This window comes from Pseudomonas vranovensis, assembly GCF_040438935.1.
Classification (GTDB): Bacteria; Pseudomonadota; Gammaproteobacteria; order Pseudomonadales; family Pseudomonadaceae; genus Aquipseudomonas; species Aquipseudomonas vranovensis.
The window spans coordinates 4,726,872-4,744,406 of record NZ_CP159259.1; the positions used below are offsets into that span (position 1 = coordinate 4,726,872).

Consider the following 17,535-nt stretch of genomic DNA (forward strand, 5'->3'; position numbering starts at 1 on the left):
TACTTTGGCATAAACTTAATAGCCAATAGTTATTGACGTTAAATTGACGATTTTTCGCGTCAAAACATCTATTTGCAACATTCCATCGGTAGCGGCAATCAGCGCAGCTGGGCATGGAAGCCAATTGAACGGGTAGTTCGGAGAATCCAATGAGCAATGTTGTCGCAATCGTCAAAAGCATTGTTGGCCAAGTAATCGCTGTATCCCCGGAAGGGGTCCGGCGCGTTCTCATTGAAGGTGATCGCCTGTTCGTTGGCGAGCAGGTAATGACCGGTCTTGCCGGTGCCGTCACCCTGGAGCTGGCCGACGGCCGCACCCTGGACCTGGGTCGCGATACCCAATGGAGTGCTGACGCGCCTGACAGCAGCACCGACCTCGCCGCTGCCACCGCGCAAACCGCACCGTCGGTTGAAGAGCTGCAACAGGCCATCGCCGCGGGTCTTGACCCGACCACCGAACTCGAAGCCACTGCTGCAGGCCCGTCCGCTGCTGGCTCCGGTGCCGCTGGCGGCGGCCACAGCTTCGTCATGCTCGATGCCACCGCAGGCTCGGTTGACCCGACCATTGGCTTCCCTACCGGCCCGATCGGCGTTGCCTTTGACGACAACCGCCTGGAGCTGGGCGGCCTGGATGCCGACAACAATCCGAACACCCTCACGCCTACGCGTGAATCCGGCCTGACCCTGACCGCCACCCCGTCGATCACCGAAGCCGGTGGCGTGATCATCTACAGCGCCACCCTGGGCCAACCGCCGCTGACCGACCTGACCGTAACCCTGTCCAACGGCCAGATCATCATCATCAGTGCCGGCCAGACAACCGGCAGCGTCAGCGTGACCATCCCGCCGAACGATACCGTGTACCTGGATGGCACCGAGATTTCCGCGACCATCACCGGCACCACCGGTGGCGGCGGCCTGGTCGTCACCCCGGACACGACCCCGGCGGTCACCCAGATCACCGACACCATCGACACCACCACGGTCACTCTGACCGCGAACCCGAGTGTCACCGAAGGTGGCGTGATCACCTACACCGCCACCCTGACCAACCCGGCACAGACGCCGGTGACCGTCACCCTGTCCAACGGCACCACCATCACCATTGGCGCGGGCCAGACCACCGGCACCGTCGATGTACAGACACCGCCGAACGATGTCTACAACAACGGCAGCAGCGTCAGCACCACCATTACCGGCGCCACGGGCGGCAACTTCGAAAACCTGGTGCCGAACCCGAATCCGGCCGTTACCACTATCACCGACTCGATCGACAATACCAGCCTGAGTCTGACCGCTACCGCTACCGTCGCCGAAGGCGGCCAGATCATCTACACCGCTACCCTGACCAACCCGGCCGGTACTCCGGTGACTATCACCCTGAGTAACGGCGCGGTGATCACCATCGCCGCTGGCCAGACCGAGGGCAGCGTCAGCGTCGCCGCGCCTGGCGATGACGTGTACATCGATGCCGGCAATGTTGGCGTGACCATCGACAAAGCCGATGGCGGCAATTTTGAAAACCTGGTGGTGAGCAAAGAACCCGCGGTGACCGAAGTCACCGACACCATCGACACCTCCACCGTCACCCTGACAGCGACCCCAAGCGTCACTGAGGGCGGTGTAGTGACCTACACTGCGTCGGTCACTGCACCTGTGACCGGTTCGGCCCTGGTCATCACCCTGGCCAATGGTCAGCAGATCACCATTCCCGTTGGTCAAAGCACCGGCTCGGTCGACTTCGTTGCCCCTGACAACGTCCACGCCACCAACCCGGACCTGACCAACAGCATCACTGGCACTACCGGCGGCAACTTCGAGAAACTGGAGACCACCGGCAACCCGGTAACCACCGTGACCGATGGTCCAGGTACCGACGCGTCTACCGGCCTGTCCCTGACCGCGACTGGTAGTGTCGACGAAGGCGGCCAGATCACCTACACCGCGACGCTGACCAATCCAGCCGGTACCGCGATGACCGTGACCCTGAGCAACGGCGCCGTGATCAACATCGCCGCCGGTGCGACCACTGGAACCGTTACTGTCGATGCCCCGGACGATGACGTCTACATCGACGCCGGCAAGGTGGAAGTCACCATCGAAGGCACCGACGGTGGTGACTTCGAGAAGCTGGCTGTGGATAACACCGCAGCTGTTACCGACGTGGCGGACACCATCGACACCTCGACGGTGAAACTCACCGCCGACGTCGGCACCATCGGTGAAGGTGGCGTGATCACCTACACCGCGACCGTTTCTTCGCCAGTGACCGGCTCGCCCCTGGTGATCAACCTCACCAATGGTCAGAGCATCACCATTCCGGTTGGCCAGACCACCGGTACCGTGCAAGTCACGGCGCCGAACAACGTCCACGAAACCAACGTCGATCTGACCAACAGCATCGAGTCGGTGACTGGCGGTAACTTCGAGAAACTCGAAGCGTCCGGGGAAACCAACGTCACCGTGACCGATGTTCCAGGTGCGGAAGACAGCACTGGCCTGAAATTGACTGCCACTGACGCCGTCGACGAAGGCGGCCAGATCACCTACACCGCGACGCTGACCAACCCGGCCGGCACCGCGATGACCGTGACATTGAGCAACGGCGCGGTGATCAACATCGCCGCCGGTGCCACCACCGGCACCGTTACTGTCGATGCCCCGGACGATGACGTGTACATCGACCGCGACACCGTTGAAGTGACCATCGAAGGCACCACTGGTGGTGATTTCGAGAAGCTCGACGTCGATCCATCGGCGGCGGTGACTGACGTTACCGACACCATCGACACCAGCACCGTCAAGTTGACGGCTGACGTCGGTACCATCGGCGAAGGTGGCGTGATCACCTACACCGCCACCGTCAGCTCGGCCGTGACTGAAAAACCACTGGTGATCAACCTCGCCAATGGCCAGCAGATCACCATCGCCGTCGGTGAAACCACCGGCACCGTGCAAGACACCGCGCCGAACAACGTCCACGAAACCAACGTCGATCTGACCAACAGCATCAAGGACTTCAGCGGCGGTAACTTCGAGAAGCTCGAAGCGTCCGGGGAAACCAACGTCACCGTGACCGATGTTCCAGGTGCGGAAGACAGCACTGGCCTGAAATTGACTGCCACTGATTCTGTCGACGAAGGCGGCCAGATCACCTACACCGCGACGCTGACCAACCCGGCCGGCACCGCGATGACCGTGACCCTGAGCAACGGCGCCGTGATCAACATCGCTGCCGGTGCCACCACCGGTACCGTCACTGTTGATGCCCCGACCGATGACGTCTACATCGACGCCGGCAAGGTGGAAGTCACCATCGAAGGCACCGACGGTGGTGACTTCGAGAAGCTGGCTGTGGATAACACCGCAGCTGTTACCGACGTGGCGGACACCATCGACACCTCGACGGTGAAACTCACTGCCGACGTCGGCACCATCGGCGAAGGTGGCGTGATCACCTACACCGCGACCGTCAGCTCGGCCGTGACTGAAAAACCACTGGTGATCAACCTCACCAACGGTCAGAGCATCACCATTCCGGTTGGCCAGACCACCGGCACCGTGCAGGACACCGCACCGAACAACGTCCACGAAACCAACGTCAATCTGACCAACAGCATCGAGTCGGTGACTGGCGGTAACTTCGAGAAGCTCGAAGCGTCCGGGGAAACCAACGTCACCGTGACCGATGTTCCAGGTGCGGAAGACAGCACTGGCCTGAAATTGACTGCCACTGATTCTGTCGACGAAGGCGGCCAGATCACCTACACCGCGACGCTGACCAACCCGGCCGGCACCGCGATGACCGTGACCCTGAGCAACGGCGCCGTGATCAACATCGCTGCCGGTGCGACCACTGGCACCGTTACTGTCGATGCCCCGGACGATGACGTGTACATCGACCGCGACACCGTTGAAGTGACCATCGAAGGCACCACTGGTGGTGATTTCGAGAAACTCGACGTCGATCCATCGGCGGCGGTGACTGACGTTACCGACACCATCGACACTTCGACGGTGAAACTCACCGCCGACGTCGGCACCATCGGCGAAGGTGGCGTGATCACCTACACCGCGACCGTTTCTTCGCCAGTGACCGGCTCGCCCCTGGTGATCAATCTCACCAATGGTCAGAGCATCACCATTCCGGTTGGCCAGACCACCGGCACCGTGCAAGACACCGCGCCGAACAACGTCCACGAAACCAACCTTGATCTGACCAACAGCATCAAGGACTTCAGCGGCGGCAACTTCGAGAAACTCGAAGCGTCCGGGGAAACCAACGTCACCGTCACCGACGGCCCAGGTACCGAAGACACTACCGGTCTGTCTCTCACCGCAACGCCAACCGTCGATGAAGGCGGCCAGATCACCTACACCGCGACGCTGACCAATCCAGCCGGTACCGCGATGACCGTGACCCTGAGCAACGGCGCCGTGATCAACATCGCCGCCGGTGCGACCACTGGAACCGTTACTGTCGATGCCCCGGACGATGACGTCTACATCGACGCCGGCAAGGTGGAAGTCACCATCGAAGGCACCGACGGTGGTGACTTCGAGAAGCTGGCTGTGGATAACACCGCAGCTGTTACCGACGTGGCGGACACCATCGACACCTCGACGGTGAAACTCACCGCCGACGTCGGCACCATCGGTGAAGGTGGCGTGATCACCTACACCGCGACCGTTTCTTCGCCAGTGACCGGCTCGCCCCTGGTGATCAACCTCACCAATGGTCAGAGCATCACCATTCCGGTTGGCCAGACCACCGGTACCGTGCAAGTCACGGCGCCGAACAACGTCCACGAAACCAACGTCGATCTGACCAACAGCATCGAGTCGGTGACTGGCGGTAACTTCGAGAAACTCGAAGCGTCCGGGGAAACCAACGTCACCGTGACCGATGTTCCAGGTGCGGAAGACAGCACTGGCCTGAAATTGACTGCCACTGACGCCGTCGATGAAGGCGGCCAGATCACCTACACCGCGACGCTGACCAATCCAGCCGGCACCGCGATGACCGTGACCCTGAGCAACGGTGCGGTGATCAACATCGCCGCCGGTGCGACCACTGGCACCGTTACTATCGATGCCCCGGACGATGACGTGTACATCGACCGCGACACCGTTGAAGTGACCATCGAAGGCACCACTGGTGGTGATTTCGAGAAGCTCGACGTCGATCCATCGGCGGCGGTGACTGACGTTACCGACACCATCGACACCAGCACCGTCAAGTTGACGGCTGACGTCGGTACCATCGGCGAAGGTGGCGTGATCACCTACACCGCCACCGTCAGCTCGGCCGTGACTGAAAAACCACTGGTGATCAACCTCGCCAATGGCCAGCAGATCACCATCGCCGTCGGTGAAACCACCGGCACCGTGCAAGACACCGCGCCGAACAACGTCCACGAAACCAACGTCGATCTGACCAACAGCATCAAGGACTTCAGCGGCGGTAACTTCGAGAAGCTCGAAGCGTCCGGGGAAACCAACGTCACCGTGACCGATGTTCCAGGTGCGGAAGACAGCACTGGCCTGAAATTGACTGCCACTGATTCTGTCGACGAAGGCGGCCAGATCACCTACACCGCGACGCTGACCAACCCGGCCGGCACCGCGATGACCGTGACCCTGAGCAACGGCGCCGTGATCAACATCGCTGCCGGTGCCACCACCGGTACCGTCACTGTTGATGCCCCGACCGATGACGTCTACATCGACGCCGGCAAGGTGGAAGTCACCATCGAAGGCACCGACGGTGGTGACTTCGAGAAGCTGGCTGTGGATAACACCGCAGCTGTTACCGACGTGGCGGACACCATCGACACCTCGACGGTGAAACTCACTGCCGACGTCGGCACCATCGGCGAAGGTGGCGTGATCACCTACACCGCGACCGTCAGCTCGGCCGTGACTGAAAAACCACTGGTGATCAACCTCACCAACGGTCAGAGCATCACCATTCCGGTTGGCCAGACCACCGGCACCGTGCAGGACACCGCACCGAACAACGTCCACGAAACCAACGTCAATCTGACCAACAGCATCGAGTCGGTGACTGGCGGTAACTTCGAGAAGCTCGAAGCGTCCGGGGAAACCAACGTCACCGTGACCGATGTTCCAGGTGCGGAAGACAGCACTGGCCTGAAATTGACTGCCACTGACGCCGTCGACGAAGGCGGCCAGATCACCTACACCGCGACGCTGACCAACCCGGCCGGCACCGCGATGACCGTGACCCTGAGCAACGGCGCCGTGATCAACATCGCTGCCGGTGCCACCACCGGTACCGTCACTGTTGATGCCCCGACCGATGACGTCTACATCGACGCCGGCAAGGTGGAAGTCACCATCGAAGGCACCGACGGTGGTGACTTCGAGAAGCTGGCTGTGGATAACACCGCAGCTGTTACCGACGTGGCGGACACCATCGACACCTCGACGGTGAAACTCACCGCCGACGTCGGCACCATCGGTGAAGGTGGCGTGATCACCTACACCGCGACCGTTTCTTCGCCAGTGACCGGCTCGCCCCTGGTGATCAACCTCACCAACGGCCAGCAGATCACCATCGCCGTCGGTGAAACCACCGGCACCGTGCAAGACACCGCGCCGAACAACGTCCATGAAACCAACCTTGATCTGACCAACAGCATCAAGGACTTCAGCGGCGGCAACTTCGAGAAACTCGAAGCGTCCGGGGAAACCAACGTCACCGTGACCGATGTTCCAGGTGCGGAAGACAGCACTGGCCTGAAATTGACTGCCACTGATTCTGTCGACGAAGGCGGCCAGATCACCTACACCGCGACGCTGACCAACCCGGCCGGCACCGCGATGACCGTGACCCTGAGCAACGGCGCCGTGATCAACATCGCTGCCGGTGCCACCACCGGTACCGTTACTGTCGATGCCCCGGACGATGACGTGTACATCGACCGCGACACCGTTGAAGTGACCATCGAAGGCACCACTGGTGGTGATTTCGAGAAACTCGACGTCGATCCATCGGCGGCGGTGACTGACGTTACCGACACCATCGACACCTCGACGGTGAAACTCACCGCCGACGTCGGCACCATCGGTGAAGGTGGCGTCATTACCTACACCGCCACCGTCAGCTCGGCCGTGACTGAAAAACCACTGGTGATCAACCTCGCCAACGGCCAGCAGATCACCATCGCCGTCGGTGAAACCACCGGCACCGTGCAAGACACCGCACCGAACAACGTCCACGAAACCAACGTCGATCTGACCAACAGCATCAAGGACTTCAGCGGTGGCAACTTCGAGAAACTCGAAGCCTCGGGCGAAACCAACGTCACCGTGACCGATGTTCCAGGTGCGGAAGACAGCACTGGCCTGAAATTGACTGCCACTGACGCCGTCGACGAAGGCGGTCAGATCACCTACACCGCGACGCTGACCAACCCGGCTGGCACCGCGATGACCGTGACCCTGAGCAACGGTGCGGTGATCAACATCGCCGCCGGTGCGACCACTGGCACCGTTACTGTCGATGCCCCGGACGATGACGTCTACATCGACGCCGGCAAGGTGGAAGTCACCATCGAAGGCACCGACGGTGGTGACTTCGAGAAGCTGGCTGTGGATAACACCGCAGCTGTTACCGACGTGGCGGACACCATCGACACCTCGACGGTGAAACTCACCGCCGACGTCGGCACCATCGGTGAAGGTGGCGTGATCACCTACACCGCGACCGTTTCTTCGCCAGTGACCGGCTCGCCCCTGGTGATCAACCTCACCAACGGCCAGCAGATCACCATCGCCGTCGGTGAAACCACCGGCACCGTGCAAGACACCGCGCCGAACAACGTCCATGAAACCAACCTTGATCTGACCAACAGCATCAAGGACTTCAGCGGCGGCAACTTCGAGAAACTCGAAGCCTCGGGCGAGACCAACGTTACTGTTACTGATGGTCCTGGTACTGAAGACACTACCGGCCTCAAGCTGACTGCCACTGACGCCGTCGACGAAGGCGGCCAGATCACCTACACCGCGACGCTGACCAACCCGGCTGGCACCGCGATGACCGTGACCCTGAGCAACGGTGCGGTGATCAACATCGCCGCCGGCGCCACCACCGGCACCGTTACTGTCGATGCCCCGGACGATGACGTGTACATCGACCGTGACACCGTTGAAGTGACCATCGAAGGCACCACTGGTGGTGATTTCGAGAAACTCGACGTCGATCCATCGGCGGCGGTGACTGACGTTACCGACACCATCGACACCAGCACCGTCAAGTTGACGGCTGACGTCGGTACCATCGGCGAAGGTGGCGTGATCACCTACACCGCCACCGTCAGCTCGGCCGTGACTGAAAAACCACTGGTGATCAACCTCGCCAATGGCCAGCAGATCACCATCGCCGTCGGTGAAACCACCGGCACCGTGCAAGACACCGCGCCGAACAACGTCCATGAAACCAACCTTGATCTGACCAACAGCATCAAGGACTTCAGCGGCGGCAACTTCGAGAAACTCGAAGCCTCGGGCGAGACCAACGTTACTGTTACTGATGGTCCTGGTACTGAAGACACTACCGGCCTCAAGCTGACTGCCACTGACGCCGTCGACGAAGGCGGCCAGATCACCTACACCGCGACGCTGACCAACCCGGCCGGCACCGCGATGACCGTGACATTGAGCAACGGCGCGGTGATCAACATCGCCGCCGGTGCCACCACCGGCACCGTTACTGTCGATGCCCCGGACGATGACGTGTACATCGACCGCGACACCGTTGAAGTGACCATCGAAGGCACCACTGGTGGTGATTTCGAGAAGCTCGACGTCGATCCATCGGCGGCGGTGACTGACGTTACCGACACCATCGACACTTCGACGGTGAAACTCACCGCCGACGTCGGCACCATCGGTGAAGGTGGCGTCATTACCTACACCGCCACTGTCAGCTCGGCCGTGACTGAAAAACCACTGGTGATCAACCTCGCCAACGGCCAGCAGATCACCATCGCCGTCGGTGAAACCACCGGCACCGTGCAAGACACCGCGCCGAACAACGTCCATGAAACCAACCTTGATCTGACCAACAGCATCAAGGACTTCAGCGGCGGCAACTTCGAGAAACTCGAAGCGTCCGGGGAAACCAACGTCACCGTCACCGACGGCCCAGGTACCGAAGACACTACCGGTCTGTCTCTCACCGCAACGCCAACCGTCGATGAAGGCGGCCAGATCACCTACACCGCGACGCTGACCAACCCGGCTGGCACCGCGATGACCGTGACCCTGAGCAACGGTGCGGTGATCAACATCGCCGCCGGCGCCACCACCGGCACCGTTACTGTCGATGCCCCGGACGATGACGTGTACATCGACCGTGACACCGTTGAAGTGACCATCGAAGGCACCACTGGTGGTGATTTCGAGAAACTCGACGTCGATCCATCGGCGGCGGTGACTGACGTTACCGACACCATCGACACCAGCACCGTCAAGTTGACGGCTGACGTCGGTACCATCGGCGAAGGTGGCGTGATCACCTACACCGCCACCGTCAGCTCGGCCGTGACTGAAAAACCACTGGTGATCAACCTCGCCAATGGCCAGCAGATCACCATCGCCGTCGGTGAAACCACCGGCACCGTGCAAGACACCGCACCGAACAACGTCCACGAAACCAACGTCGATCTGACCAACAGCATCGAGTCGGTGACTGGCGGTAACTTCGAGAAGCTCGAAGCGTCCGGGGAAACCAACGTCACCGTCACCGATGTTCCAGGTGCGGAAGACAGCACTGGCCTGAAATTGACTGCCACTGATTCTGTCGACGAAGGCGGCCAGATCACCTACACCGCGACGCTGACCAACCCGGCCGGCACCGCGATGACCGTGACGTTGAGCAACGGCGCGGTGATCAACATCGCCGCCGGTGCGACCACTGGCACCGTTACTATCGATGCCCCGGACGATGACGTGTACATCGACCGCGACACCGTTGAAGTGACCATCGAAGGCACCACTGGTGGTGATTTCGAGAAACTCGACGTCGATCCATCGGCGGCGGTGACTGACGTTACCGACACCATCGACACCTCGACGGTGAAACTCACCGCCGACGTCGGCACCATCGGTGAAGGTGGCGTGATCACCTACACCGCCACTGTCAGCTCGGCCGTGACTGAAAAACCACTGGTGATCAACCTCGCCAACGGCCAGAGCATCACCATTCCAGTTGGCCAGACCACCGGTACCGTGCAAGACACGGCGCCGAACAACGTCCACGAAACCAACGTCAATCTGACCAACAGCATCGAGTCGGTGACTGGCGGCAACTTCGAGAAACTCGAAGCGTCCGGGGAAACCAACGTCACCGTGACCGATGTTCCAGGTGCGGAAGACAGCACTGGCCTGAAATTGACTGCCACTGATTCTGTCGACGAAGGCGGCCAGATCACCTACACCGCGACGCTGACCAACCCGGCCGGCACCGCGATGACCGTGACCCTGAGCAACGGCGCCGTGATCAACATCGCTGCCGGTGCCACCACCGGTACCGTCACTGTTGATGCCCCGACCGATGACGTCTACATCGACGCCGGCAAGGTGGAAGTCACCATCGAAGGCACCGACGGTGGTGACTTCGAGAAGCTGGCTGTGGATAACACCGCAGCTGTTACCGACGTGGCGGACACCATCGACACCTCGACGGTGAAACTCACCGCCGACGTCGGCACCATCGGTGAAGGTGGCGTGATCACCTACACCGCCACCGTCAGCTCGGCCGTGACTGAAAAACCACTGGTGATCAACCTCACCAACGGTCAGAGCATCACCATTCCGGTTGGCCAGACCACCGGCACCGTGCAGGACACCGCACCGAACAACGTCCACGAAACCAACGTCAATCTGACCAACAGCATCGAGTCGGTGACTGGCGGTAACTTCGAGAAACTCGAAGCGTCCGGGGAAACCAACGTCACCGTGACCGATGTTCCAGGTGCGGAAGACAGCACTGGCCTGAAATTGACTGCCACTGATTCTGTCGACGAAGGCGGCCAGATCACCTACACCGCGACGCTGACCAACCCGGCCGGCACCGCGATGACCGTGACCCTGAGCAACGGCGCCGTGATCAACATCGCTGCCGGTGCCACCACCGGTACCGTCACTGTTGATGCCCCGACCGATGACGTCTACATCGACGCCGGCAAGGTGGAAGTCACCATCGAAGGCACCGACGGTGGTGACTTCGAGAAGCTGGCTGTGGATAACACCGCAGCTGTTACCGACGTGGCGGACACCATCGACACCTCGACGGTGAAACTCACCGCCGACGTCGGCACCATCGGTGAAGGTGGCGTGATCACCTACACCGCCACCGTCAGCTCGGCCGTGACTGAAAAACCACTGGTGATCAACCTCGCCAATGGCCAGCAGATCACCATCGCCGTCGGTGAAACCACCGGCACCGTGCAAGACACCGCGCCGAACAACGTCCATGAAACCAACCTTGATCTGACCAACAGCATCAAGGACTTCAGCGGCGGCAACTTCGAGAAACTCGAAGCGTCCGGGGAAACCAACGTCACCGTGACCGATGTTCCAGGTGCGGAAGACAGCACTGGCCTGAAATTGACTGCCACTGATTCTGTCGACGAAGGCGGCCAGATCACCTACACCGCGACGCTGACCAACCCGGCCGGCACCGCGATGACCGTGACGTTGAGCAACGGCGCGGTGATCAACATCGCCGCCGGTGCGACCACTGGAACCGTTACTGTCGATGCCCCGGACGATGACGTCTACATCGACGCCGGCAAGGTGGAAGTCACCATCGAAGGCACCGACGGTGGTGACTTCGAGAAGCTGGCTGTGGATAACACCGCAGCTGTTACCGACGTGGCGGACACCATCGACACCTCGACGGTGAAACTCACCGCCGACGTCGGCACCATCGGTGAAGGTGGCGTGATCACCTACACCGCGACCGTTTCTTCGCCAGTGACCGGCTCGCCCCTGGTGATCAACCTCACCAACGGCCAGCAGATCACCATCGCCGTCGGTGAAACCACCGGCACCGTGCAAGACACCGCGCCGAACAACGTCCATGAAACCAACCTTGATCTGACCAACAGCATCAAGGACTTCAGCGGCGGCAACTTCGAGAAACTCGAAGCGTCCGGGGAAACCAACGTCACCGTGACCGATGTTCCAGGTGCGGAAGACAGCACTGGCCTGAAATTGACTGCCACTGATTCTGTCGACGAAGGCGGCCAGATCACCTACACCGCGACGCTGACCAACCCGGCCGGCACCGCGATGACCGTGACCCTGAGCAACGGCGCCGTGATCAACATCGCTGCCGGTGCCACCACCGGTACCGTTACTGTCGATGCCCCGGACGATGACGTGTACATCGACCGCGACACCGTTGAAGTGACCATCGAAGGCACCACTGGTGGTGATTTCGAGAAACTCGACGTCGATCCATCGGCGGCGGTGACTGACGTTACCGACACCATCGACACCTCGACGGTGAAACTCACCGCCGACGTCGGCACCATCGGTGAAGGTGGCGTCATTACCTACACCGCCACCGTCAGCTCGGCCGTGACTGAAAAACCACTGGTGATCAACCTCGCCAACGGCCAGCAGATCACCATCGCCGTCGGTGAAACCACCGGCACCGTGCAAGACACCGCACCGAACAACGTCCACGAAACCAACGTCGATCTGACCAACAGCATCAAGGACTTCAGCGGTGGCAACTTCGAGAAACTCGAAGCCTCGGGCGAAACCAACGTCACCGTGACCGATGTTCCAGGTGCGGAAGACAGCACTGGCCTGAAATTGACTGCCACTGACGCCGTCGACGAAGGCGGTCAGATCACCTACACCGCGACGCTGACCAACCCGGCTGGCACCGCGATGACCGTGACCCTGAGCAACGGTGCGGTGATCAACATCGCCGCCGGTGCGACCACTGGCACCGTTACTGTCGATGCCCCGGACGATGACGTGTACATCGACCGCGACACCGTTGAAGTGACCATCGAAGGCACCACTGGTGGTGATTTCGAGAAGCTCGACGTCGATCCATCGGCGGCGGTGACTGACGTTACCGACACCATCGACACCAGCACCGTCAAGTTGACGGCCGACGTCGGCACCATCGGTGAAGGTGGCGTCATTACCTACACCGCCACTGTCAGCTCGGCCGTGACTGAAAAACCACTGGTGATCAACCTCGCCAATGGCCAGCAGATCACCATCGCCGTCGGTGAAACCACCGGCACCGTGCAAGACACCGCGCCGAACAACGTCCACGAAACCAACGTCGATCTGACCAACAGCATCAAGGACTTCAGCGGCGGCAACTTCGAGAAGCTCGAAGCCTCGGGTGAAACCACCGTGACCGTCACCGACGGCCCCGGCACCAAGGACGATACCGGCCTCAAGCTGACCGCGACCCCGTCGGTCGACGAAGGTGGCAAGATCACTTACACCGCCACCTTGACCAACAAGGCCGGTACCGACATGACCATCACCCTGGACAATGGCAAGACCATTACCATTGAAGCGGGCAAGACTACTGGTACCGTCACCATTGATGCACCGGGCGATGACGTGTACATCGACGAGGGCAATGTCGGTGCGAAAATTACTGGCACTAACGGAGGCGACTTCGAGAGCCTGGTAATCGACGGCACCACCGCTGTAACCAAAGTGACCGACACCATCGACACCACCACCCTGAAACTGACGGCCACTCCGTCGGTCGATGAAGGTGGCAAGATCACCTACACCGCCACCCTGAGCAATCCGGCAGGCACCGCGGTGACCGTGACCTTGAGCAATGGCAAGACCATCATCATCGGTGCGGACAAAACCAGCGGCAGCATCACTATCGATGCACCGAGCGATGACGTGTACATCGACGCGGGCGACATCAGTGAAACCATCACTGGCGCCACCGGCGGCAACTTCGAAAAACTGGACATCAGCGACAAGCCGGCCGTCACCCACGTGAGCGACACCATCAACACCACGACTGTCGGCATTACCGGTACCACGTCGGTTGCCGAGGGTGAGAACGCCACCTACACCTTGACGCTGTCCAACAAGGCGGAAGCGGACGTCACTATCACACTGCATTACTCCGGCAAGGCCGAGAATGGCTCCGACTTCAACGGCGTCACCACTGTGACGATCCCGAAAGGCAGCAGCAGCGTTAACTTCAATGTGCCAATCCTGCGTGACAACCTCGCTGAAAGCGCGGAAAGCTTCAGGGTGCAGATTACCGGGGCTACCGGTGGCAACTTCGAGAAGTTGGAGGTCGGGGGCAATAGCTTCGTCGACACCACTATCCTGAGCAACGAGGCGCCAGTGGCCGCCGGCGGTGCTGTAACCGGGACCGAGGACACCGACCTGGTGCTTACCTGGGCCAACTTCGGTATCTCCGATGCCGATACCCCTGCCGCCAACCTGGGCCTGACCATCACCAAGCTGCCTGCCGACGGCGTGCTGCAGTACAAGGAAGGCAACACCTGGAAAACCCTGACCAAGGCTGACGTCGATGCTGGCAAGGTCTTCAGCAAGGCCGATATCGATGCCGGCAAGCTGAAGTTCGTACCGGACCTGAACGAGTCGGGCATCAATGCCAATACCAGCGGTGTGGGTGATCAGAAGTCCGACTATGCGCAGATCCAGTTCAAGCCAACCGACGGCCAGGGCAATGGCAACGAGGCAACGCTGAAGGTTGATATCATTCCTGTTGCCGATGCTCCAACCCTGAATATTGGCAGCAACAGCGTGAACTCGGTCGGGCTGATCAAGGAAACCTGGAACAGCCTTACCGGCCTGGGTACCAACGGCAACGGCATTACCGGTGATGCGTTGAAGAATGTCTTCGACAAGTCCGGCAATCCGAACAGCAGCTCGACGGTGACCAATGCCCAGTCCGACGGCAGTGTGACCGGTGGCTCGGGCTCGAAGACCTCTGGCCTGATCTTCCTGGAAGCCGGCAAGACCTACAGCTTCAGAGGGATCGGTGACGACAGCCTGTTGATCACCATTGGCGGCAAGAACGTGGCTTCGGCCACCTGGGGTGCCGGCGGCGCGATCAGCGGCTCGTTCACGCCGACGATCAGCGGTTACTACACCCTGGATATCTACCACGCCAACCAGAGCGGCCCGGGCAGCTTCGACGTCAACCTGTCGGTCAACGGCAGCACGCCGGTTGACCTGAGCAACACCAACATCCCGATGTACCCAAGTGTCAACGACCTGACCAACGCTGGCGTGACCGTCGGCGAGCTCCATGGCAGCAACGGCGAAGGTTACTACCAGGGTTACAAGCTCAATGAGGGCGCCGAGAACGGCACCGTCAAGCTGGTGGGTATCTCGTCCAACCTGGTCGACACCGATGGCTCGGAAAAACTCAGCGTCAAGCTGGGCGGTATTCCGGAAGGCTCGGTGCTGAGCGATGGCGCAGGCCACACCATCACTGTCGGCAAGACTGAGGTGGATGTCACCGGCTGGAACCTGAACGGCCTGAGCATCAAACCGCCGGCGTACTACCACGGCCAGTTTGACGTCACCGTTACCGCGACTGCGACCGAGAAGGCCAACAACGATACTGCCTCCACTCCAGGCAAGATCACTGTCACCGTTTACCCGGATACCTACACCACCGGTAACCTGACGGCTGAAAACGATACGGTAGACTTTGGTACTGCCAACGACATCGTCGTTGCCGACGTCAGCGGTCTGCACGTGACGCCTGGTCAGGATTACAACCTCGCGTTCATTGTCGATACATCGGGCAGCATGGAAACCTCGGGCGTCAACGCTGCGAGAAAATCCCTGGAGTCGGTGTTCAACACCCTGGCCAACAGTGTCAAAGGTGCGCAGTCAGGGACGGTGAACATTCTGCTGGTGGACTTCTCCGCGAACGTCAATGCCACTGTGTCGGTCAACCTGGCCGATCAGGATGCGCTGAAGACACTGCAAGCGGCGCTGGACAAGTTCAGAGCGGGTGGCGGAACCAACTACGAGGATGCGTTCAAAACCACCGCCAACTGGTTCCAGAACCTCAAGGATGCAGGCAGCACCGGTGATAATCAGACGTTCTTCATCACCGACGGTCAGCCGAACATCTACCAGACTGGCGAGAAAGGTAACCCGACCTTCACCGGTTCCAATTACACGATGGACGGTGTGTTGGCAGAATTGAACTACAAGCTTGGCGATGTGATCTCCAACTACGCGGTGGGTAACAACAACCGGATCAGCATCAACAAGAACGGTTACCTCACGGCCGAGTACAAGTCTGGCCGCTACTGGTACGACGACAACTACGCCTCTGGTGAGCTTCACGCTCAAGGTGACGGTACTTACGAGCTGTCGTATTCAAGCTCCAGCAGCTGGTACGTCACCAGTAACACCAAAGAATCGTTCCTGTTGCTATCCAAGCACTCGACTGTTGAAGCGATCGGTCTCAACAATGGTGTTAATGCCAATGACCTGAAGCCATACGACACCGATGGCAAGCCGCAGACCAACATCGACCCGAGCAAGCTGGCCGAAGCTATTCTTGGCCACACCGAAGCAACCAAACCGGGCAACGATGCGGTCGGCGGTGGCGATGGTCATGACATCCTGTTCGGCGACCTGGTCAGCTTCGATGGCATTGCCGGTAACGGCGTCGAGGCCATGCAGGCTTATGTGGCAGGCAAGCTGGGTGTGCAGTTGGGTGATGTCGACGGCCGTGTGCTGCACCAGTACATCGCCGAGCACGTCAGCGAGTTCGACATCTCTCGTACCAACGACGGTGCCGATACTCTGCTGGGCGGCGACGGCAATGACATTCTCTTCGGCCAGGGTGGCGACGACTACCTCGATGGCGGCAAGGGCAATGACATCCTGCTGGGCGGCAGCGGCAAGGACACGCTGATCGGTGGCGAGGGCAACGACACCCTTCTCGGCGGTGAGGGCAATGACATCCTCTTCGGCGGCAAAGGTGACGACACCCTCACCGGTGGCGGTAATGCCGATACCTTCGTGTGGAAAGCCGGCGATACGGGCAAGGATGTGATCAAGGACTTCAAGCCTGCCGAAGGTGACCGTCTGGACCTGAGCGACCTGCTCCAGGGCGAGAAGGTCAGCACCATCGACAACTTCCTGAAGATCACCACGGTCAACGGCGAGTCGACCCTGCAGGTCAGCTCCGAAGGCAAGCTCAACGCTGCTGGTGGCCTGGCCAATGCCGACGTGACGATCAAGCTGGAAGGCGTCAACTGGGCCAACACCACGATCAACTCGCTGGTGACCGGCGCTGACCCGACCATCAAGATCGACCACTCCAACAGCTGATGACTGAACCTGCGGTAGCCGATGCCTGGCTACCGCAGCGCCAGGGCTTTGCCAGTACCGTATTCACATTGCATACTCGCTCGCCGGGCCCACAGCCCGGCGAGCTTGGCCTATGCTGCTGACTGCGGATACGGACTCAATTTGACGAGGGATA

At 60.4% G+C, this 17,535-nt stretch carries 1 protein-coding gene; it reads left to right on the forward strand.

Annotated features, from left to right (window positions below; translation table 11 throughout):
* Positions 1–149: 149 nt before the first annotated feature.
* Entirely contained in the window at positions 150–17,381 is a 17,232-nt protein-coding gene (locus ABVN19_RS21915; RefSeq protein ID WP_353632771.1) for an immunoglobulin-like domain-containing protein, read from the forward strand.
* Positions 17,382–17,535 lie beyond the last annotated feature (154 nt).